General features: G+C 34.1%; 19 protein-coding genes. All 19 read left to right on the forward strand.

The window, feature by feature from the left end:
* Positions 1-78: 78 nt before the first annotated feature.
* The 19 genes from AEQSU_RS12535 (at position 79) to AEQSU_RS12625 (ending at position 22,861) form a co-directional block, all read left to right on the forward strand.
* Positions 79-621 (forward strand): NADPH-dependent FMN reductase, encoded by a 543-nt coding sequence (locus AEQSU_RS12535; protein ID WP_014783240.1) that lies wholly within the window; start codon positions 79-81, stop codon positions 619-621.
* Entirely contained in the window at positions 621-1,922 is a 1,302-nt protein-coding gene (pabB, locus tag AEQSU_RS12540) for an aminodeoxychorismate synthase component I (protein ID WP_014783241.1), read from the forward strand. Before AEQSU_RS12535 ends, pabB begins: the two co-directional genes overlap by 1 nt.
* Before the next feature lie 133 nt (positions 1,923-2,055).
* Positions 2,056-2,742: a hypothetical protein gene (locus AEQSU_RS12545; RefSeq protein WP_014783242.1), complete on the forward strand. Its 687-nt coding sequence runs from the start codon at positions 2,056-2,058 to the stop codon at positions 2,740-2,742.
* A 5-nt stretch (positions 2,743-2,747) separates the two neighbouring features.
* Positions 2,748-3,452 (forward strand): DUF3307 domain-containing protein, encoded by a 705-nt coding sequence (locus AEQSU_RS12550; RefSeq protein WP_014783243.1) that lies wholly within the window; start codon positions 2,748-2,750, stop codon positions 3,450-3,452.
* A 12-nt stretch (positions 3,453-3,464) separates the two neighbouring features.
* A complete protein-coding gene (tilS, locus tag AEQSU_RS12555; protein WP_014783244.1) occupies positions 3,465-4,769 on the forward strand; it encodes a tRNA lysidine(34) synthetase TilS in 1,305 nt (434 codons plus the stop codon).
* Between the two features lie 18 nt (positions 4,770-4,787).
* Entirely contained in the window at positions 4,788-6,632 is a 1,845-nt protein-coding gene (locus AEQSU_RS12560; protein ID WP_014783245.1) for a CocE/NonD family hydrolase, read from the forward strand.
* A 249-nt stretch (positions 6,633-6,881) separates the two neighbouring features.
* Complete coding sequence (gene pfkA, locus AEQSU_RS12565; protein WP_014783246.1) at positions 6,882-7,865, forward strand: 6-phosphofructokinase; 984 nt, start codon at positions 6,882-6,884, stop codon at positions 7,863-7,865.
* A gap of 119 nt (positions 7,866-7,984) precedes the next feature.
* Entirely contained in the window at positions 7,985-8,980 is a 996-nt protein-coding gene (gene gap / locus AEQSU_RS12570) for a type I glyceraldehyde-3-phosphate dehydrogenase (RefSeq protein ID WP_014783247.1), read from the forward strand.
* Positions 8,981-8,983: 3 nt separating this feature from the next.
* On the forward strand, positions 8,984-9,841 hold the full coding sequence (locus AEQSU_RS12575) for an N-acetylglucosamine kinase (protein WP_014783248.1): 858 nt from the start codon (positions 8,984-8,986) through the stop codon (positions 9,839-9,841).
* A 27-nt stretch (positions 9,842-9,868) separates the two neighbouring features.
* Complete coding sequence (pgi, locus tag AEQSU_RS12580; protein WP_014783249.1) at positions 9,869-11,446, forward strand: glucose-6-phosphate isomerase; 1,578 nt, start codon at positions 9,869-9,871, stop codon at positions 11,444-11,446.
* A 118-nt stretch (positions 11,447-11,564) separates the two neighbouring features.
* Positions 11,565-13,106, forward strand: coding sequence for a YifB family Mg chelatase-like AAA ATPase (locus tag AEQSU_RS12585; RefSeq protein WP_014783250.1), 1,542 nt, complete (start codon positions 11,565-11,567; stop codon positions 13,104-13,106).
* A gap of 112 nt (positions 13,107-13,218) precedes the next feature.
* Complete coding sequence (locus AEQSU_RS12590) at positions 13,219-13,860, forward strand: DUF4291 domain-containing protein (protein ID WP_014783251.1); 642 nt, start codon at positions 13,219-13,221, stop codon at positions 13,858-13,860.
* A gap of 538 nt (positions 13,861-14,398) precedes the next feature.
* A complete protein-coding gene (locus AEQSU_RS12595; RefSeq protein ID WP_014783252.1) occupies positions 14,399-14,800 on the forward strand; it encodes a toxin-antitoxin system YwqK family antitoxin in 402 nt (133 codons plus the stop codon).
* 268 nt (positions 14,801-15,068) lie between these two features.
* Positions 15,069-16,604, forward strand: coding sequence for a toxin-antitoxin system YwqK family antitoxin (locus AEQSU_RS12600; RefSeq protein ID WP_014783253.1), 1,536 nt, complete (start codon positions 15,069-15,071; stop codon positions 16,602-16,604).
* A gap of 146 nt (positions 16,605-16,750) precedes the next feature.
* The gene (locus AEQSU_RS12605) at positions 16,751-18,322 is read left to right on the forward strand and encodes a toxin-antitoxin system YwqK family antitoxin (RefSeq protein ID WP_014783254.1); all 1,572 of its coding nucleotides are present in this window, start codon (positions 16,751-16,753) and stop codon (positions 18,320-18,322) included.
* Positions 18,323-18,391: 69 nt separating this feature from the next.
* The gene (locus AEQSU_RS12610; protein WP_014783255.1) at positions 18,392-19,501 is read left to right on the forward strand and encodes a hypothetical protein; all 1,110 of its coding nucleotides are present in this window, start codon (positions 18,392-18,394) and stop codon (positions 19,499-19,501) included.
* Positions 19,502-19,558: 57 nt separating this feature from the next.
* The gene (locus AEQSU_RS12615; protein ID WP_014783256.1) at positions 19,559-19,933 is read left to right on the forward strand and encodes a hypothetical protein; all 375 of its coding nucleotides are present in this window, start codon (positions 19,559-19,561) and stop codon (positions 19,931-19,933) included.
* Between the two features lie 67 nt (positions 19,934-20,000).
* Positions 20,001-21,122, forward strand: a complete 1,122-nt coding sequence (locus AEQSU_RS12620) for a hypothetical protein (protein WP_014783257.1) — start codon at positions 20,001-20,003, stop codon at positions 21,120-21,122.
* Positions 21,123-21,181: 59 nt separating this feature from the next.
* Positions 21,182-22,861 (forward strand): hypothetical protein, encoded by a 1,680-nt coding sequence (locus AEQSU_RS12625; RefSeq protein WP_014783258.1) that lies wholly within the window; start codon positions 21,182-21,184, stop codon positions 22,859-22,861.
* The last annotated feature ends 48 nt before the right edge of the window (positions 22,862-22,909 follow it).

Below are 22,909 nucleotides of genomic sequence, written 5' to 3' on the forward strand. Positions count from 1 at the left end.
TTTTATTTTTTTAAGAACCCGCGTCAAATTATATGGCGCGGGTTTTTTTACACCTAACCTTTTCAATAACTTTGGCGGATGAAAAAAATTTTATGCTTCGCTAGTAGTAATAGCAGTAAATCCATTAATCATCAACTCGTTAGTTTTGCAGCTTCACAAATTGCGGGTCATAACGTTGAAATCATCAAACTAACCGATTATGACTTGCCAATGTTCGGTGAAGATATTGAACGTGAAAAAGGCCATCCTGTAGATCTAAAAATGCTCTATAACAAAATTAAGGAAGCCGATGCGTTAGTTATTTCTGTGAATGAACACAATGGCATGGTTTCAGCATATTTCAAAAACACGATAGATTGGCTTTCAAGAAATGATAGAAATTTCTTAGAAGGAAAAAAAATATTATTGATGAGCACTTCCAACGGAAGGCGTGGCGCAGCTTCCTCTTTGGAATATACAAAAAACGTACTTCCCAGATTTGGGGCAAATATTATTGAGAGCTTCAGCTTTCTTTCTTTTTCTGAAAACTTTTCCGCAGAAACTAAATCCATTTCAAATGAAGTTTTATTGTTGGGTTTTAACGATGTTCTTCAGAATTTTGTTCATCAAATTCAGCAATAATGCGCACTGTAAAGAAATATCCCTTTTCTTTAAATGAAGCCGCAAAAAACCGACTTCTTCTTTGGGCACAACAATTTGAAGAAGTTGTTTGGTTGGACAGTAATACCTATTTGCAAAAGCACCAAACCTTTCAGGCCATCCTTGCTGTAGATGCTTTTACAGCTTTGAAAACTGATACACAAAACGCTTTTGATAAACTGAAAGAATACCAAACCACTACCGCAGATTGGCTTTTCGGCTACCTTTCCTACGATTTAAAAAACGATGTGGAAAAGTTGAAATCTAGCAATTTTGATGGTTTAAACTTTCCCGATCTATACTTTTTTCAACCTAAAAGGTTGTTTCTTTTTTCAGAAGAAAATGTTGAAATCCAATATCTGAATATGGTTTCAGATGAATTGGAAGCAGATTGGAAAACGATTTCTGAATTGATTTTTAAACCCGATGAAGCCGAAACTACTGAAACTACTAGAATAAATGCACGAACCTCAAAGGACAGCTACATTCAAAAAGTAAACGAAACGCTTGAACACATAAAAAGAGGAGATATTTATGAAGCGAATATTTGTCAGGAATTTTATACGGAAGCTTCAGAAATCAATCCGCTAGAAACATTTCTTCAGCTTAATAAAATTTCAAAACCACCATTCTCTGTCTTTTTAAAGTTGAATGAAGTATATGCACTTTCCGCATCTCCAGAAAGATATATTAAAAGAACAGGAAACAGCTTGATTTCACAGCCCATAAAAGGAACGGCCAAACGGTTACAAAATGAAGCGGATGATTTAGAAATGGCGCAACAATTGGCCGAAGATCCTAAGGAACGCAGCGAAAACATAATGATTACAGACTTAGTGCGAAACGACCTCTCACGCATCGCCGAGAAAGGTAGTGTAACCGTTGAAGAACTCTGCGGAATCTATACTTTTGAACAAGTTCACCAAATGATTTCTACAGTTTCCTGCACAGTTCCTCAAAACACTTCAAGTGTTGAAATTTTAAGAAACACCTTCCCAATGGGCAGTATGACGGGTGCTCCAAAAATTTCAGCAATGAAGATTATTGAAGATATTGAAGACGCTAAACGCGGCTTATACAGTGGTGCCATCGGCTATTTTTCACCTTCAGGCGATTTTGATTTCAATGTTGTAATCCGAAGTATTTTGTATAATTCTAAGAAAGAATACATTAGTTTTTCTGTTGGAAGCGCGATCACGATTGATTCAATTCCTGAGAAGGAATACGAAGAATGTTTACTGAAAGCAAAAGCAATGCGCGAAGTGTTAAATTCTTCCTTATAAATTTCAAAAACACTACAATTTATTTTATTAGCGTTTAAGCTAATAAACCTCATTTATTAGTGCTTAAGCTAATAAACCATATTTATTAGTGTTTAAGCTAATAAATTTATATATTTGAATAAAGATTCAACAAATGAATTATTCAGTAATATCTGGAGATATTGTTTCCTCAACCAGTTTGCACAACGCAGACCGTAACATTGTTGAGGAAAGTCTAAAAACCCTGCTTCTAGATTTAAAAAAGCAATTTAATGTTTATGGCCGCATTATAAAAGGTGATTACTTAGAATGCGTAGTTCCCAATGCTGCAGAGGGTTTGCAAGTTGCTTTGGCTATTAAAAGTTTTGTAAAAGTAATTCCCATTGACACCAAAACATACACCAAAGACGATAACCGCATAAAACAGTTCAAAATCCACGGAATACGGCTCGCTATTGGTTATGGTGAACTAAGTCGCTACAATCCCGAAGAAGGAATAATTGATGGTGATGCCATTTATTTTTCCGGTCGCGAAATTAGTGGCGAAACCACCTATAATAAAGAACGAATCGTTATAAAAAACACCTTGTTTTTCGCTTCAAAGGATGAAAGTTTGAATCAAAACTTCTTGCCGTTACTGGCATTGCTGGATGTTTTGTTAAGCAAAGCAACCTCGCGCCAATGTGAAGTTTTATATTTAAAACTGATGAACAACCAAGAAGACGAAATAGCCAAACAACTTGGCATTGGGCAATCTGCCGTAAACCAACATTCCACAAGCGTAGGCTGGAACGCTATTGAAGAAGCGGTTAACTATTTTAAAATAATAATTTCAAAATAGAAGCTATGGATTTAAAGGAATTATTACTGCTCCAATTTATTGCACATCTCTGTTTGGATTATTTTTTCCAGACCAATAAACTTGCAAAACAGAAAAACACAATAGGCTTTAAGAGCTCTTTTTTGTATTGGCACGGCCTGGCGTGTTTTGCATTAGCCTGGATATTTTCGTTGCAGTTGGGCTTTGCTTTAGCAGCTGCAATTATTGCAATTACACATTTCTTAACAGATGGATTTAAACTTAATCTTATAAAAAGCAAATACTTTGGCCGTTATGCCTTTTTTATTGACCAAGCCATTCATCTCATTTTCTTAACAATAGTTGTTGTTTTGTTTGATAAATGGCACGGAATAAGTCCTTCCATTGGAGTTCCTATAAATTTTAAATATTTATTAGTTATCACAGGATATTTGGTATGCCTAAAACCAGCCAATATATTTATAAGAGAAGTTTTTAAAGTTACCCAAATACAAGTATCTAGCGATAACGAAATGCCCAATGCCGGAAAGGTTATTGGCGTTTTGGAACGAATTTTAACGCTTACTTTCATTATAGTTTTACAATATTCAGCAGTTGGATTTTTGATTGCTGCAAAATCAATTTTGCGATACGGAAATAACGAAACTTTAAAGACGGAATACGTATTAATTGGTACAATGCTCAGCTTCGGAATTGCCGTTATTGCTGGAATAATTATTAATTTCTTCTAAAAAACACTAAGGTTGCTCACGAGCTTTAAAAAAAATATTGAAACCAATTTTTCTTTTCTCAAAGGAAAAAAACTACTCATCGCTTGCAGCGGAGGACTGGACAGTGTGGTTTTAACGCATTTATTGAAAAGTCTCAATTTTGAAATCGCTTTAGCGCATTGCAATTTCTCGCTTCGCGGAAAGGAAAGCGACGGTGATGAAATGTTTGTGATTGGTTTGGCGAATAACTTGGAGATTTCAGTATTTGCTGAAACCTTCGACACAAAAAAGTTTGCAAAAGAACATAAAGTTTCAACCCAAATGGCTGCTCGAACACTTCGCTATAACTGGTTTGAGGAAATTTTAAACGATTTTAAGTATGATTATTTATTGACAGCCCATCATTTAGATGACGATTTAGAAACATTTTTCATCAATCTTTCCCGCGGTACAGGTTTAAATGGTTTAACAGGAATTCCGAAAGAAAACAACAAAATCATCAGACCGCTTTTAAACTTTTCAAGAGCAGAAATTTTACAATACGCCGAAAAGAATAACTTAAAATGGCGAGAAGATAGCAGCAATCAAAAAGCAGATTATCTTCGGAATAAGCTGAGGTTGCAAGTTTTGCCGCAATTCAAAGAAACCAACGAGTCGCTTTTGAATAATTTTCAAAAAACACAACGTAATTTACAATCTTCCCAAAATTTGATTGAAGATTATATGGCTTTGGTTTACAATTTAGTGGTTTCTGAAGCTTCGGATTCCTATAAAATTAATGTTCAAAAAATAAAAGAATTACCGCATACTGAAGCCTTACTTTATGAATTGCTGAATGGTTTCGGCTTTACGGAATGGGAGGACGTTTCAAATTTAATGGATGCGCAAACCGGAAAGCAAATTTTTTCAAAAACACATCAACTTCTTAAAAACCGTGATGAATTGGTGCTTACAGAAATTTCAGATGTAAATACTTCCGAAGAATTTTTAGTGTCAAAAGACGGAATTACTTCGCCAATCAACTTAAAAATTGAACCTTCAAAATACATTGGCGAAACCGAGAAGAATTTAATTTACGTGGATTCAGAAAAATTAAACTTTCCTTTAAAACTCAGAAAGTGGAGTAGTGGCGATACTTTTCAGCCTTTCGGAATGAAGGGGAAAAAGAAACTGAGCAAATTCTTCAAAGACGAAAAGATTCCTCTAAATGAAAAGGACAAAATCTGGCTACTTTTAAGTGATGAAAAAATAGTCTGGATAATCGGCCACCGAATGGACGACAGTTTCAAAGTCAACGAAAACACTGAAAAAATATTAAAAATAACTTATTCTAATTAGATCACATAAATAGTTCCAATGAAAGCATTTAAAATAGTATTGATTTTATTATTCGTCAGTTTTGTATCGTTTGCACAGGACGAAAATTTCGTAAAGGAAAACTACAATAAAACGGAAACCACAATCACAATGCGGGATGGCGTGAAACTTTTCACTGTAATTTATTCACCTAAAGACACTTCAAAAAAATATCCAATGCTCTTTCAAAGAACGCCGTATAGTTGCCAGCCTTATGGCGAAGATGAGTTTCGTTCAAAGATATCACCGAATGAATTTTTAATGAAAGAAGGAAACATTGTGGTTTATCAAGACGTTCGTGGTCGCTGGATGAGCGAAGGAGTTTACGATAATATGAGAGCTTATATTCCAAACAAAAAAGGCAAACAATTTGACGAATCCAGCGATACTTATGACAGTATTGATTGGTTAGTAAAAAACGTCCCAAACAACAACGGAAACGTTGGAGTCTGGGGAATCAGTTACCCAGGTTTTTATGCAACTTGCTCGTTGATTGACTCGCATCCAGCACTAAAAGCCGTGTCTCCACAAGCCTGCATTGCCGATTTCTTTTTTGATGATTTTCACCACAACGGCGCATATTTATTGAGTTATTGGCGTGCAACAGCGCTTTTTGGTTATGAAAAAACAGAACCTACAGACAAGCCTTGGTTCAAATTTCCAGAACTAGATTCAAAAGACCAATATCAGTTTTTCTTGGATGCCGGACCATTAAGTAACCTCGATAAATATTACAAGGAAGACAATATTTTCTGGAAGCAACTTAAGGAACATTCCAGCTATGATGAATTTTGGCAAAGCCGCGGAATTATTCAACATTTAAAAGATATAAAACCAGCTGTAATGTTTGTAGGCGGTCTATTTGATGCGGAAGATTTGTACGGTCCCTTCAACAGCTATCAAGCTGTTGAAAAGAGTAGCACCAATTATAACACTATCGTTTATGGTCCGTGGAGTCACGGCGATTGGGCACGTGCGAAGGACCGCCAAGCTATTGGAAATATATATTTTGGCGACAGTATTTCAATAAACTATCAAAAGAATATTGAAACTAAATTTTTCAATCATTTCCTAAAAGATAACGGAAAAGGTGAAAGCAGTTTGCCCGAAGCATATATGTTTGAAACAGGCAAGAATGAATGGAAGTCATACCAACAATGGCCACCAAAAAATACTGAAAACAAAACTTTTTTCCTTCAAAGCGACCAACGTCTAACTGACAAAGCACAAAAAAATATTTCTTTTGAAGAATTTATCAGCGATCCAAAAAAACCAGTTCCTTATTCCGAAGACATTAAAATGGTTTTCACTCCACGCAAATATATGACGGACGATCAGCGTTTTGCCGCTCGTCGCCCAGATGTACTGGTTTTTGAAACTCCAATCCTAACTGAAGACGTATCAATGGCAGGTCCAATTCTAGCTAAATTAAACGTTTCAACCACTGGAACAGATGCAGATTGGATAGTAAAAGTTATAGACGTTTTTCCAGCAGATGCCGAAGATTACCCAGAAACACAGGAATATTTAAAAATGAGCAATTACTTTATGATGGTTAGGAGCGAAGTGATGCGCGGGCGATTCAGAAATAGTTTTAGCAAGCCAGAACCTTTTATTCCAAATGAAAAAACAGTGGTTAACATAAAACTTCAAGATGTAAATCATACTTTTAAGAAGGGGCATAAAATTCAGATTCAAGTTCAAAGTACGTGGTTTCCTTTGATAGACTTGAACCCGCAAACTTTTGTTCCCAACATATTTGAGGCGAAAGCGGAAGATTATAAAAGGCAAACACATAGAGTTTATAATGATTCTTCCATAGAATTTACAATTCTGAAGAAATAAATAGAAATGTTTATAAAACAAGAATCCCGACCATTGGCCGGGATTCTTTAACAAACCTAACTTAGTAAACTTTAAATTGTACTAAAGAATATTTTCTATCCCCACAAAAAATATTGCTTCGTACATTATCCACTAATTCTATGATTCAAATATACGGCGAGAAATTGGTTCCTCATATACGTACTTACACGTATTTTTTTCTGACAAAAATCATTTTGTATTGTAAACAATAATGGTAACTTTCCGTTTATGAAAACACCAAAAAAAATAGCGGTTTTAACCAGCGGAGGGGATGCACCCGGTATGAATGCTGCGATACGGGCGGTTGTTCGTTCTTGCGCATATCACAATCTTGAGTGCGTTGGCGTCTATCGTGGCTTCCAAGGTTTGATTGAAGGCGATTTTAAGGAACTTAACGCACGTACGGTAAAAAATATAATTAATCGCGGAGGCACATTTCTTAAATCTGCGCGTTCCAAAGATTTTTTGACTCTTGAAGGAAGAAAAAAGGCTTTTGAAAACCTTCAAAATGAAAACATAAATGCCTTGGTCGTCATAGGCGGCGACGGTACTTTTGCGGGAGCTTCTGCTTTTGCTGAAGAATTCAACTTTCCTATTGTGGGAATTCCTGGAACTATAGATAATGACATTAATGGAACTGATTATACCATAGGTTACGACACAGCATTAAATACTGTGGTTGAGGCAATTGATAAAATCCGTGACACGGCAAATTCTCACAACCGTCTTTTTTTAGTGGAAGTGATGGGTCGTGATGCTGGCGATATAGCGTTAAATGCTGGAATTGGCGCAGGAGCGGAGGAAATTCTGATTCCAGAACAAAACATGGGGAAAGAGCGTTTGTTGGAATCTTTAAGTCGAAGTAAAAAATCTGGTAAAACTTCAAGTATTGTTGTTGTTTCAGAAGGGGACCAAATAGGAAAGAACATTTTTGAACTCGCAAAATATATTGAAGAAAACCTAAAAGAATACGAAGTTAGAGTTACCGTTCTAGGCCACATTCAACGCGGTGGCGCGCCAAGTTGTTATGATCGCGTGCTTGCAAGCCGTTTAGGGGTTGGTGCCATTGATGCGCTCTTAGGTGGCGAAACAAATGTTATGATAGGCATTGTTCACAATAAGGTAACCTCGGTTCCTTTTTCCGAAGCAATAAAAGGTAACAATGAAATTGATGAAGAATTGATTCGTGTGGCAGATATTATTTCGATTTGACGGATGTTAGATGACAGGTGCTTGATGCATAAAATTTTATAGTATTTGAAATCAAATATTTATTTTGATAATGACCACACTACAATTAATGCTTAACAAATAACGATTAACAAAAAAACATGACAAAAATAGGAATAAACGGTTTCGGTCGAATAGGGCGATTAACCTTCAGAATAGCAGCTCAAAGAAAGGATATAGAAATTGTAGCAGTAAATGATTTGCTAGAAGTAGATCACCTTGCATATTTATTGAAATACGATTCTGTTCACGGAAAATATCCAGGAACGGTCGAGGTTAAGAATGGAAATTTAATTGTTGACGGAAAAAAAATTAGGGTCACTGCTGAAAAAAATCCTGAAAACTTGAAATGGAACGAAGTTGGCGCGACCATAATTATTGACTGTACAGGAATTTTCAAAGAAATCGATACTGCTGAAGCGCACTTAAAGGCTGGCGCGAAAAAAGTAGTTATTTCTGCTCCTTCCAAAACAGCTCCAATGTTTGTGATGGGCGTAAACCACAAAGATGTAAAGGCAACGGACAATATAGTTTCCAATGCGTCTTGCACCACAAATTGCCTTGCGCCATTAGCAAAAATAATTAACGATGAATATGGAATTGTTGAAGCCTTGATGACGACGGTTCATTCTGTAACGGCTTCGCAATCCACAGTAGATCAGCCTTCAAAGAAAAATTATCGCTTAGGAAGAAGTGCTTTGAGCAATATCATTCCAACAACCACAGGCGCAGCCGTTGCTGTAACTAAAGTAATTCCAGAGTTAAAGGGAAAACTTACAGGAATGGCCTTCAGAGTGCCAACCACAGATGTTTCCGTAGTAGATTTAACCGTTCGAACTGAAAAACCAGCGACTTATGAAGAAATAAAAGCACTCTTCAAAAAAGCTTCGGAAACTAACTATAAAGGAATCGTAAACTACACCGAAGCTGAAGTCGTGTCACAAGATTTTGTTTCAGACTCCCATACTTGTACTTTTGACGCAAATGCTGGCATCGCGCTTAATGATAATTTCTTTAAGTTAGTGGCTTGGTATGATAATGAATACGGCTATTCTGCGAAATTGGTGGAACTAGCAGCTCACGTTTCAACACTTTAAAATATGATTTTAATAACCGACGGTGGTTCTACAAAATGTGATTGGGTTTTGCTAGATAATTCTGGTGGAGTCGTCTTTAAAACTGCTACTTCAGGCTTAAATCCTACAGTGGTTCCACGAGAGGATTTATTACTTCGTATTTCTTCAAATGAAGAGTTAAAAAGAGTTTTTGAAAGTGTAGCAATTCTTGATTTTTACGGAGCGGGTTGCGGCACTGTAACACCTAGAGGTATATTGAAGGAAGTTTTAGAGGAATTATTTTTCAAAGCCAAAGTAAATGTTTCCGAAGATTTGAGCGCCGCAGTTTTTGCTGTAACGAACGAGCCCGGAATTGTTTGCATTTTGGGAACGGGAAGCAACAGTTGCTATTTTGACGGAACAGAGATTCACGCGCCAATACCAGCTTTAGGCTACATTTTGATGGATGAAGCCAGCGGAAATTATTTCGGTAAAAGACTGCTTCGCGATTATTATTACCACAGAATGCCTTCAGAAATCGCTTCGGAATTTGAAAGGAAATTCAATTTAGAAGCTGATGATATAAAAGTGAATCTGTACAAGAAACCCAATCCGAATGCTTATTTGGCGTCATTTGCTCAATTCATCTTTACCCAGAAAGAAATAAACCCATACTTTTACAACCTAATTAAAGAAGGCATTTCATCATTTATTGAATGTAGAATTCTTTGTTTTGAAAAGTCGCGCGAAGTTCCAGTTCATTTTATTGGTTCTATTGCACACTTTTCAGAGGAAATAATTAAGGAATGCTTTAAAAATCACAATCTAGAACTTGGAAATATCGTTCAACAACCTATTGATGGATTAATTCAATATTATAAAAATAAAATTACTGGTTCATAAATCAAAAATCTGCAATCTGCAATCACAATGTCATTACCCTCAATAAATCCTACTAAAACCGAAACTTGGAAAGCACTTGAAGAACATTTTCAGAAAATTGAAAACCTTCAAATGCAAGACGTATTTGAAAAGGATTCTGATCGCGCAGAGCGTTTTAAGATTGAATGGCAAGATTTTTATTTAGATTATTCCAAGAACAGAATTACTGATGAAACTATTTCACTTTTATTAAAACTCGCTGAAGAAGTAGAGCTGAAAGAAGCCATAGCCCAACAATTTTCGGGAGAGAAAATTAACGAAACCGAAGACCGAGCCGTGCTTCACACTGCCTTACGTGATTTTGAAAATATGAAACCTGAAGTGAAAACCACACTTCAAAAAATGAAACTTTTTTCTGAAGAAATTATTAGCGGCAATCACAAAGGTTTTACAGGAAAGGGGATTACAGACATAGTGAACATAGGTATAGGCGGCAGTCATTTAGGACCAGAAATGGTTGTGGAAGCACTTCAGTTTTATAAAAATCATTTAAAAATACATTTCATTGCAAATATTGATGGCGATGACGTTTCAGAAAAACTTAAAACTTTAAATCCAGAAACAACACTTTTTATCATTGTTTCTAAAAGCTTCACAACTCAGGAAACTATTGTAAATGCTTCATTTGTTAGGGATTGGTTTTTGAAAAACGCTTCAAAGGCTGATATTGAAAAACATTTTGTGGCTGTTTCAACGAATGAAAAAGGCGCAAAAGATTTCGGTATTTCCGAAGAAAACATTTTTCCGATGCAAGATTGGGTAGGAGGCAGGTTTTCACTTTGGAGTTCCGTTGGGCTTTCTATTTGTTGCGCTGTAGGATTTAAGAATTTTGAAGCAATGCTAAAAGGTGCTTTTGGAATGGATACACATTTCAAAAACGAAGATTTCAGCAAAAACATTCCTATTATATTAGCCTTACTTTCAGTATGGTATAACAATTTTTTTAAAGCAGAAAGTGAAGCGGTTGTTCCATATTCGCAATACTTAAATAAACTTGTTCCTTATCTTCAGCAGGCCATAATGGAAAGCAATGGTAAAAGCATTGACCTAAATGGCGAAAAAATAAACTATCAAACAGGAACGATTGTTTGGGGCAATGTAGGCAGTAATTCGCAACACGCTTATTTTCAACTTTTACATCAAGGAACCAAATTGATTCCGACGGATTTTATTGGTTTTGCTGAACCCTTAGCTGGCAATACGAATAACCATAATGTTTTAATGGCAAACTATCTTGCACAGACAGAAGCTTTATGGGAAGGCACGCACTTTAAAACTGTAGAAAACCCGTTCAAAATTTTTGAAGGAAACAAGCCAACAAATTCACTTTTAATAAAAAGACTGACTCCTAAAAATCTTGGAAGCCTTATAGCGATGTACGAACATAAACTTTTTGTTCAAGGAATTATTTGGAATATTTTTAGCTATGACCAATGGGGAGTGGAGTTGGGGAAAACTGTTGCAAAAGGAACATTGAACGCAATTGAAAAAAATAACCCAGAAAAGATTGAAAACACTTCAACTATAAACCTTTTAAAAAAGGTTTTTGGTAATAAAAAAGATTGAGATAATTCTTTCTTGCCAAATGATAGTAGTGTTTTAACGAATCCCGAATTAACGAATCACGAATCCCATTTTTTTAGTATCTTTCAACTATAAACTCCCCCGTTTATAAAAAATAGATATGCTCACAAAAGTTTATGGAAGCGCCGTTTTTGGTGTAGAAGCAACAACAATTACTGTTGAAGTGAATGTTGATAGTGGCGTTGGCTACCATTTGGTTGGCTTGCCAGATAACGCCATTCGGGAAAGTAATTTCCGCATTGCCGCTGCACTTCAAAACAACGGTTATAAAATTCCGGGTAAGAAACTTATATTAAATATGTCTCCTGCCGATCTTCGGAAGGAAGGCTCTGCGTATGACCTTACTTTGGCAATGGGCGTTCTTGTTGCTACGGAGCAGATTGAAGAAAATAATCCACTTTCAGAATATATAATTATGGGTGAACTTTCCCTAGACGGAAATTTGCAGCCCATTCGTGGTGCATTACCAATTTCACTTAAAGCAAAAGAAGAAGGTTTTAAAGGGTTTATTCTTCCGAAGCAAAACGCAAAAGAAGCCGCGATTGTTGAAGGCATTGAAGTTTATGGAATTGAAAACATAAAAGAAGTAATAGATTTTTTCAATGAAGGTGTGCCGTTAGAGCAAACAATCGTTGATATGGAAGCTGAATTCTACGATCACCTTGAACACCCTGAATTTGACTTTGCCGATGTGAAGGGACAAGAATCCATAAAGCGCTGTATGGAAATTGCAGCAGCCGGCGGTCATAATATAATTTTAATTGGTCCTCCAGGTTCAGGAAAAACAATGCTTGCCAAAAGATTGCCAAGTATTTTACCACCGATGACTTTACAGGAAAGTTTGGAAACTACAAAAATCCATAGCGTGGCCGGACGTACTATGGAAAAGGCTGGAGTAATGACTTCGCGACCTTTTAGAAGTCCGCATCATACTATTAGCGATGTTGCCCTTGTCGGTGGCGGTCAATATCCGCAACCTGGCGAGATAAGTTTAGCGCACAACGGAGTACTATTTTTAGATGAATTGCCTGAATTTAAACGTGGCGTTTTGGAAGTAATGCGACAACCTTTGGAAGATCGCGAAGTTACAATTTCACGAGCAAAATTTACGGTAACGTATCCCTCCAGCTTTATGTTGGTTGCGAGTATGAACCCAAGTCCGAGTGGTTATTTTAACGACCCAGACGCTCCCGTAATGTCTTCGCCAGCAGAAATGCAACGTTATTTAAGTAAAGTTTCTGGACCACTTTTGGATAGAATTGACATTCATATAGAAGTTACTCCAGTTCCTTTTGAAAAATTGAGCGACGAACGAAAAGGAGAATCAAGCATTGTTGTTCGCGAAAGAGTTACAAAAGCCAGAAAATTACAATCTGAACGGTTTGCAGAATCTGATAAAGTACATTATAACGCGCAAATGGGCGTAAAGCAAATCCGCCAATATTGTAAGTTGGAACCATCTTCGCTACAACTTTTAAAAACCGCCATGGAAAAACTGAATCTTTCGGCACGAGCCTATGATAGAATCTTGAAAGTCTCGCGAACTATCGCAGATTTGGAGGCTTCTGAAGATATAACCGGCAATCATATTTCTGAGGCCATTCAGTATCGAAGTTTGGATCGGGATGGTTGGTTTGGATGAAAATATACCATCAATATTTCGAATTCAGTTTTTTAATAAAAATATCGCACTATAATCTTCTTCTAGTATCAATCCGTTAAAGCTTTTCAAGTTATTTTTAATCCTTCAACCAATGAAATTAAAAACGATTAAATACGCTCAATATGAGAAGGATCTTCCCCAAATTGGTAAGCACATAATTGGTCAGACTAACAATGAAAATATAATTGTTTATCAAGCTTTCAATCCCAATATTTCTAAATGGGCAATAGAGAATCAGAAGTTTGGCGGTCCCCACTACAAGTTCACAAGAATGTCTTGGATAAAACCCAATTTTTTATGGATGATGTATCGCGCAGGGTGGGCAATGAAAGAGCATGAACAAAACATATTGGCAATAGAAATTTCAAAAAGTAATTTTGAAATACTACTCTCAGAAGGAGTTCACTCAGCCTTCAATGAGAAAATTTACAAGACACCAGAAAATTGGAAATCGCAAATGGAAAATTCTGAAGTCAGATTACAGTGGGATCCAGACCATGCTCCAAACGGTGAAAAATTAGAACGGAGAGCGATACAAATTGGTCTTAAAGGCAAACTCCTTCAAAAGTTTGCAACTGAATGGATTATTTCAATAGAAGATATAACAGATTTTGTTCGTGAACAAAAACGTAAAATTGATTCTGGTGCTTGGGATGAATTAGAAGTAATTGCAGAGCAAAAAATTTCAATAAATAGTCATGAGTTAGTTCTTAAATTAGATTTTGAAAATTAGAAAACTATTGGTTGCATTACCTACCGCACCATATCTCACTAATGTTTTACAGGTTGGTAAAGAATAAATTTGCGGTCTATTCCACAAATCGCTTCTCAAAAACAGGGAGGATTTAAACTCAAAAAATCAGGTTATTTTCTAAGAAATTATTGTTAAATTCAAACTTTTTTCAATTTTAAAGAGCTTATCGTGTTAAAATATTGATAATACTTTTTTATATTTAAAATTGAGGCTATTCATTTATTCTCTTCTATTAATTAGAAATAAACCATCTACTAAATGAAAAAGGCCCATTTCCAACACTACTTCTCCCACATAAAATCTGAACCTTAGATTTAAAAATACCCAATAGTAGGTATTTGAGGTGTGATTTAGTCATTGTAATTTGGAATCCTTTATATATCATATCTACTCATTTAATTTCTTAATTGAAATATTATTAATAATCCTATTATAAATAACTCTGTAGAAAGAATCAGAATAATTACCAATTCGTTATGAGCGACCTTGATTTTTTAACAAAATAAAATCTAAAATCATGAAATATTCAATAACTATATATTTTTTACTAGTATCTGCCACACCAATATTCTCTCAAGTTAACAACGACGAAGTGGTTTTAGTTGAAGTAAGAGAAATAGTGGAATATAATATCGAAAGTACATATTATGATAATGGTCAATTGAAATCTGAAACAGAATTTGACAAAAATAAAAATGGATTCTTGACGCGATATGATGAAAACGGCCAGGTCTCTGAAAAGTATATTTACAAGAAAGGTCTACCATACACGATATTGGAGTATAGGGATAAAAATGGGAAGGAATTGGACTGGGGTAATTTCAAGAATGGAAATGGATACATGGCAGGGTTTGATAAAGATGGAAATTATTTAGGGACAGTCTTTTTCAAGAATGGAAAGGCGGTGGGTGGATTTTAGAAAATTTATGCCCAGGATTCTAATTTCATAAGTTTTTCAATGAGGAGCGAATTATATTCTCCGAAAGAAATTTTATGTGGTATTTAAACATGAGTTTAAAATCGAGAATAATTTTAACCATATAGGTAATTTGATATACTACCAGTTTCTAATCATGATTTAAATCTAAACAGATTATTGCTTCAACTACAATTATCATATTTATAAAAACATATTATCAAAATTTACTATTAATTATTCATACTAACAAACTAATTTATAGAACATCATGAAATATTTATCAACTATTCTCTTATTACTTTTAATGGCAACTAGCTTATACTCTCAGGTCGAAAAGGAATATTACGACAACGGCAACCTAAAAAAAGAGGGTGCTTGGGATGCTAATGGAAATGCAACAGGCAATTGGAAATTCTACTTAGAAAGTGGGCGAATTAGTTCTGAAATAAGTTATACCGATGGTAATGCTTCTGGAATTGGCAAATTTTATATTGGCGATGATGATGTTAGAGATTATTTTTTACTCAATTACGATACCAAAGAAGAAAAGTTTTATACGAATGGAAAATTAGAGAAATATGGAAAAATTAATGATAAGTACGAAAGAACTGGCGAATGGAAATTTTATAATGAAAATGGATTTCTAGAATTAATAGGAAGTTATAGTAATGATAAGAGAACGGGCGAGTGGAAAATATATGATGAAAGTATTTTTTTAAAATTCAATGGATACTTACAACAAGTTGGAAATTTTAGCAATGATGAAAAAATAGGAGAATGGATTATGTATTTAGATCAAAACAATTATACCATCTATAATCCTGTTTTGTTTACCCAAAAGTTTTATAAATACGGAAAGTTATCCTCAGAAGGAAAGATAGATAAGGATCTTAATTATACAGGTCTATGGAAACAATATCGTGATGATGGAAGTTTACGCGGAGAAGGCAACTATACAAATGGGATGAAAACAGGTGTTTGGAAAGAATATCACGAAAATGGTACACTTGAAAGTATAGGCAATTATACCGAAAGAGGTGGGAATAGAACTGGCGAGTGGAAGGAGTATCACAACAATGGTCAGCTTTGGGAAATAGGAGAATATAACGGTGCCACGGGTTTTAGGGTTGGTTTTTGGAAATATTATCACGACAACGGGCAAATAAGTCACAGTGGTAAATATAACGGTAATACAGGGAACGAAATAAGTGTATGGACATCATCTTATAAAAATGGAGAATTTCATTACCAAAAAATATACGATGATCAAGGTGAATTAAATGAAGAATATATTGTTAAAAATGAAAATGGCACGGTATACCAAAAGTTTGATTACATACACGGTAAATTACAAAATGTGTTAATATACAATGACAAGGAAGGAAATCCGCTCCCAATAGGCACTTTTTCAAATGGTAATGGTACTTTAAATGAATATATAGATGGCACCTTAATCAATAAGGCACACTATGCTGATGGCACCATTCAAGGTGAATATTGTGACATAATATATTATTGGACTGGAGAATATTCCTCGAGATTAAATAGTTGTGCATGGAAGGTGTATGAAAATGAAGATAGCAGTACTGCAGAATTAGAGTTTGCACTAAAATGGGTAGAACGTTCCATTGAACTGGATAAAAATCGTTTTAACACCGGTACTTATGCTTCATTGTTGTATAGAACTGGTAATTACACAAAAGCTTTGTCAATTGCAAAAGAATCAATTGTTTTAGGTGAAAAAGCAGAAGAAGATAATACCTCAACAGAAAATCTGATTGAAAAAATAAAGCGAAAAATGTAAGCTATTATGGATGGTTTATATTTTTCACCTCAAGATTCAGACTAATTGAAAAACTTGGAATTTGCACATAAGGGAGATTTAGCTAAAGTCTGAAACCCGGATTATCAATAACGAATAAAAGGTTTAATCTAAAAATTACTTTCAACATGAGAAATGTACTCATTTTAATATGCCTATTTATAGGTGCTGCCTCAACTTCACAAATAAGGGAGTATAATCCAGATAATATATATAAGAAAGATGGAGAAAAAAATAGTCAAGGTGTCCCCATAGGCGAATGGGAATATTATGGAGCTTTTTCGGACGATAGACCAGCCCAATATTTTAATTATGATACTAGAATATCAAGGGTGTATTTTATTCAAGACATTGCCAGCGGTAAGCCATTAATTCTACAAGAAAAGGGTAAGCTAAATGAAGATTTTGAAAAAACTGGAACTTGGACTTTTTATCATAATTCTAGAGAAGGGGAAATTATAGCTAAAAAAGGAGATTACATAAATGGTTTGGAAAATGGTGAGTGGAAGGAATTTTATCCGAACGGTACATTGCAAAGCACAAGTTATTGGATAAAGGGAACTCCGGTTGGTAAGTGGGAATCATACTTTCCAGATGGAAGCTTACGGAGTATAAAAAATTACGAAAAGGGAGTATCTGTTGGTGAGTGGCAAGAATATTACGAGGACGGAACTATTAAAGAAATCACGAACTACACTGAGGGTATCCGAAATGGAATATTTACGGAAACACAAAAATTTGATGATGTTATTTTAGTAAAGGTGGGTATGTATGTAAATGGTTTTCCAGATGGTGAAATTATTACTTACTACGTCCAAGATGGAAATAAATATGTTTATGAAAGAGTCCTTATAAGGAATAAAAAAATTACTGGCGCTATAAAAAGGTATAATGCAGAAGGGAAGGTAATAGGCTTAATTTCATACAATGATGATAATGATATTACTGAAATGAAAGAATACTTTGATGATGGAACATTAAGAAGATTTTCAACAGCGTTGCCAGATGCTGGAATAGAATCTGTTTGGGAAATATCTGAATATTACCCAAATGGTAATCTTAAAATGAAATTCATTGAAAAGGATTCAAAATACCACAATATAGTTTCTGCAAAGGATCCTAATGGAAATAGCCTAGATTATGGTACTTTAAAGGATGGTAATGGTACACTTTATCAATATTCCGATGAAGGCAAAATTAGCTCAATTACAACTTTAAAATATGGGATACCAAATGGACCATATACTGAATTCGGAACAATCACTTTTAACGATAATACATACCAATATAAAAAGACTGGAACATTTACCAAGGAAGGAAAGGTTGGGGATTTTATTACAACGGTTGAAAAAGATGGAAAAAATATCACAATTCAAACGGCTACCTATTATCAAAATATTGCGATAGACCAAAAAAACTATAACATTGATGGGATGTTGCAGGAGGAACTTCATATTGATACATCCACAGGAATAAAAGAGGAAATCGTTTATTATCCTTCAGGATCTATTAAAACTAAATTACAATTTCAATATCCAGATGTTTTATTAAATGTGCTAATATGCAAAGATCCAAACGGTAAAAATCTGGATTACGGCTCCATTAAAGATGGTTCGGGTGTTTATAAAGAGTATGATATGAGTGGTAAACTTGTAACCACTTATACCTTTAAAGAAGGTAAAGTGGTGTCTCAAAAATAATGGATGCTAAATTATTCCATACACTATTCTAGTTTTATTAGAACGCATTAAAAATGTAAAAAGCAATATATGAAAACTAAAATCTCCTTATTAATTCTGATATTCTGTAGTAGTCTGTCCAGTCCTATTTTTTGTCAAAAAGTAGACTTTATAAATGCTCCGAATAATCCTATTGCCTTTAAATTTAAGAAAGAACATTTTAATCTAAAAGGGCCTGTATTGAGATATATACACGACGTGTTTAATAAAGATGGCTTTTTAATTGAAAGTCTAAATAGAAGAACCACTTACAATTATATAGACGGTAAACTTGTCAGTGATTCTCATGGTTATAAATATAAAGTAAATAGCCTAGGTTATATAACAACTAAAATAGCCACTATGAATATAATAACAAATTATAAATACAATGATAAAGGGCTACTTATCTACGCGGGCAATAAGTATGATTATACAACATATACATACGATTCCAATGATCGATTAATACATTCGGTTGATGGAGGAACCAATATGCCAAATTTTGAAGGGAGAGACTATGGTGCGCACGATAGTTATGTGGTTAATAACGAAACTCTTGAAGTTTTTACTCATTGGACTAAAGATATGACACCGAGAAGAAAGGTATATACAAACGGGCACCTTACATTTTCTGGAATTTCTGGTAATACACATTATAAGCATAAGTTTGACTCTTACGGCAATGTAATTGAGACTATTGAAACAGGAACAGGTAAACCTTACACTCATACGTGGAAAATCGAATATTTTGAAGATTCTGATAATGATGCAACATCAAAAATCGATAAAGCCGATTTGTATGGTACATGGAGAGTGAAAAGATTAGTTTCTAACACCGCTACTATTGAAAATGTAGATAATATTATCGATAAAGAAGAGTATGAACCATTAAGAAAAGCGTTGACAAATGCAAAATTTGAAATAAACGCAAATGGTTCCATTTCGCTGTTCATAGCGCATTATTACTTACAGGATTATTTAATTGATGTGCGCTGGTCGTTTGATGAAGCGAATTCAAAAATTATCATTGTGGATAAACCAGGTGGACCCTTAGAATCTGAAGGGGAATTAGCAGATATTACAGTAGAAAAAAAGGATAATGCAATGATATTTAAAATGCTTAAGGACTTATTCCAGATGTATGTTGAAAAGGAATAGGAGAGGATTTTCAAGATTTTAAAGACAGCATTCCTATAAACTTATAAATTAGAAATTATGAAAAAAATAGCAACGATTATTCTCTTACTAACAACCTCAATAATAACAAGCCAAGAAGTTAGATTAGTAAATTTTGAAGTATCTAGTTGTGAAGAAGAAAGACATATTGAAAAGGAGATATTGTCCAGAAAGCAAGTTAATGACACCTTGGTAATAAAAATTGCTATACTAAGGAATTGCTGCGATAAGGTTTCACAATCAATAAGTTTTAAAAAAGATGCGGACGGACAAAATATTCTCAATCTAGAATATGAACATTATTCCAGTAATCCTTGTATGTGTTTGTGTTATAAGGAATACGAATATACTATAGAAGGTCTAGTTGATACTGATTATTTGGTGTATATAAATGATGAAGAAGTAGAACAATAGTAAAGAAATTTGTTTATTACTCGTTTTTAGTCACTGTATCAATAACCAGACAAACTCTAGCTGCTTTATGAGATTTTTAATCCTACTCCTAATTTTAATAATAACGCTAACAGCCAAGGCACAAAAACTCGTTTTAAACGACGGCCTTCAAGTGCAATATGTACAAGAAGCTATTTTGCCAGTTTCAAATAATGAATATGTTGTTTTAAAAGACAGCGCCGCTTATCTATATAAAACAACTGGCGTTATACCCTACAAAAAACAAAAACTCAGCGATATTTATATATTAAGTAAGGTTGAAAAGAGACTTTACAGTATAGATTTGAAGCCACAATATTTTGACCAAATAGATGAAGAATCGGATGAATTAACCACTTTGGTTACGTATCAATATGAAATAAATTACTCCTCTATAGATAATGTTAAAATTGACGTCTTTATAAACAAGCACGGCTATTTAATTCCGAGAACCACAGTTTCGAAAAGGTTCACCTTCAATGAGAATCTAAATATTGAAGATACCTACACTAAAAGCATCTATCAAGACGATCACGCAGCACTACCTTCAAGTGGTTTAATTGTAGATAAAAACAACATTTTAGCTGTATCTGCTGAAGGCAATCTAACGCTCACAGAAGTAAAAAACAATAAAGTAATTAGAGAAAAGAAATGGACAGATTTTAATGGTTCTATAAGTCTTGTTAGTAGCGTAAAAATTGAAAATTTTGTACGTGTTAATTTTCAACGCTATCAAGAAGGAAATGATTTTTCTGAATCATTTTGGAGCATTATAAACCTAAAGACACAAACTTTTGCAGCTATAAATTTAAAGGACTTCAATACCAATTTAAATAAACTGCAAGAACAAGATGCAGCGCAACTTAATAGCGTTCCATTTTTTTATAAAGCTGAAAACAATAGCAATATCCAATTTTTTGTATTGCCTGATAATAACTTTGTTTGGGTAGATGACGAATCGTACTATTATGGTTCAGATGATTTATCTAAATACGCCACTATGCAAAAAGAAGGGAAAAGTTATAGTCTTCAGGCGCACGCGTATATCTATAATTATGCTTCTCGTATTTTAAGAGCAATTGCACCACAGGAAAAAGATAAAATAAGAGCGTTAGCGGAGACTTATGTTAGAAATAAATATAAAATAGAGTCAGAACGTTGCAAAGACTAAATTAACTCGTTCAAGAAATTTAGCACATAAATATGAAGAACATAAAGGCTTTATAAATCATGCTTTACATAAAATTTGAAATACAAGATTCTTCTAAATACAAGGATTTTCAGAAATTATATAACCATATGGTTATGGTAAGACAGCCCGGTTTTAAGTTTGACGAGGAAGGCCCAAATTTTGATTGGGATACTATGACCGAAGCGGAAATCAATATCGCGATGGTTGAATTAAATACCTTTTTAGATGAACAGGTAGAACCCGAAATATATCGATGTAAAAAACTACTACCAATTTATGTAAACATATTTTTAGAAAATTATTTACGAAGTGATACTGAAAATTTAGAATCGTTTGGTAGTCACGATATATATTCCATATTTAATTATTTAGAATTTGGTTTTGAAGTGGATATGGATAGTCTTGAAAATATGAATGAGCGTTTGGGCATTGTTAAATTTTCCACAGGTAACTATCCTTTTGGTGGTCTGGCTCGATTTATAATGACTTTGGCTGCATATGATTTAAAACCAATAGAATGCTTTGATGGCTTCAACGTATGTAAGTTCAAATGGATTTCTGAGTATAAGTATGAATCAATAATTTCAACACAAACAAAAAACCCATTTCAAACTTTTCAAAAGTGGATTAACAATACTTTCTTTAAAAAATCGCTTCTTGCTCTGGTTTTGTTAATAGCAAACAATGCAATAGCACAAACTAATTCATCGTCTTGTATTTTAAATAATAGAACCAACCAAGCGGAAATTCAAAACCTATTAGTTTTAGAAAATCCAGAATTTCCATCACCAGAAAAAGAGCTTCTATTTTTCTTTTCAGAATCCTATTTCTTTGATCCGCATAATTATTATGGCAGCGTAAAAGATGTTGAAAGTGTTCATACTATTTATGACCCACAACAGAGAATTATAAGTGTCGATACGTCAAATTTTGCATCTCAAAATCATCTTCTTAAAAATGAAAAAATCAGTCGAAAGCCGATAGTAGATCATATTGGAATTGATAGCATTTCAAAAAAAGGACATAAAATCCAATTATTTCATTTTGGCGACTTCCCAGAATATGAATATCAAATATATGAGGTGGAAAAAGAGAGAATCGTCAATGTATTTGAAAGTACCAGTGTGCTTACCTATTCCAAGGATTTAACTTATGATAAGAACAATAATTTAATAAAAATAGTAACAACAGATGATTATAATGATCAGGAAATAGAATTAGCGACTTATAACAGCAATGGGTCGATTAAATCGAAAAAAAATATAACTCATGTTGATGGCACAAGAGTTATAGCTACTAATTATAGTTATAAGAATAACCTTATAATCCAAATAGAAAAACACGAAGCTATCTACTTTTTAGATTTAGAATTAGAAGATAAACATGTAGAAAACATCGATTATTCAAAATATATAAATAGTAATACTTTAATAATTCTTGACGTTGTAAATTTTACTTACAATGAAGATAATCAATTAATTAAAATAGAAGAAAATAAGAAAGATTTTTCTGAAAGTGGAGGGATTAATTATGAAAATTCACAGACTTTTTCATTGAATTATCAACCCAATAAACTTGTTATTAACGCAAGTTTCCCTGAATTAAGAAATTATGAATTCCTTTTTGATGATTTGGGTAATCCACTTCAAATTAACTCGTATGTAGTGGATGAAAATAAATCCTGGTTGCATAAAAGCACTAGATTTAAAATTTTATAAATCGAATAATTAGCTGGCTAGGGATATATTTAATAGAACGAGTAGTTA

This window comes from Aequorivita sublithincola DSM 14238 (assembly GCF_000265385.1).
In the GTDB taxonomy this organism is placed as follows: domain Bacteria; phylum Bacteroidota; class Bacteroidia; order Flavobacteriales; family Flavobacteriaceae; genus Aequorivita; species Aequorivita sublithincola.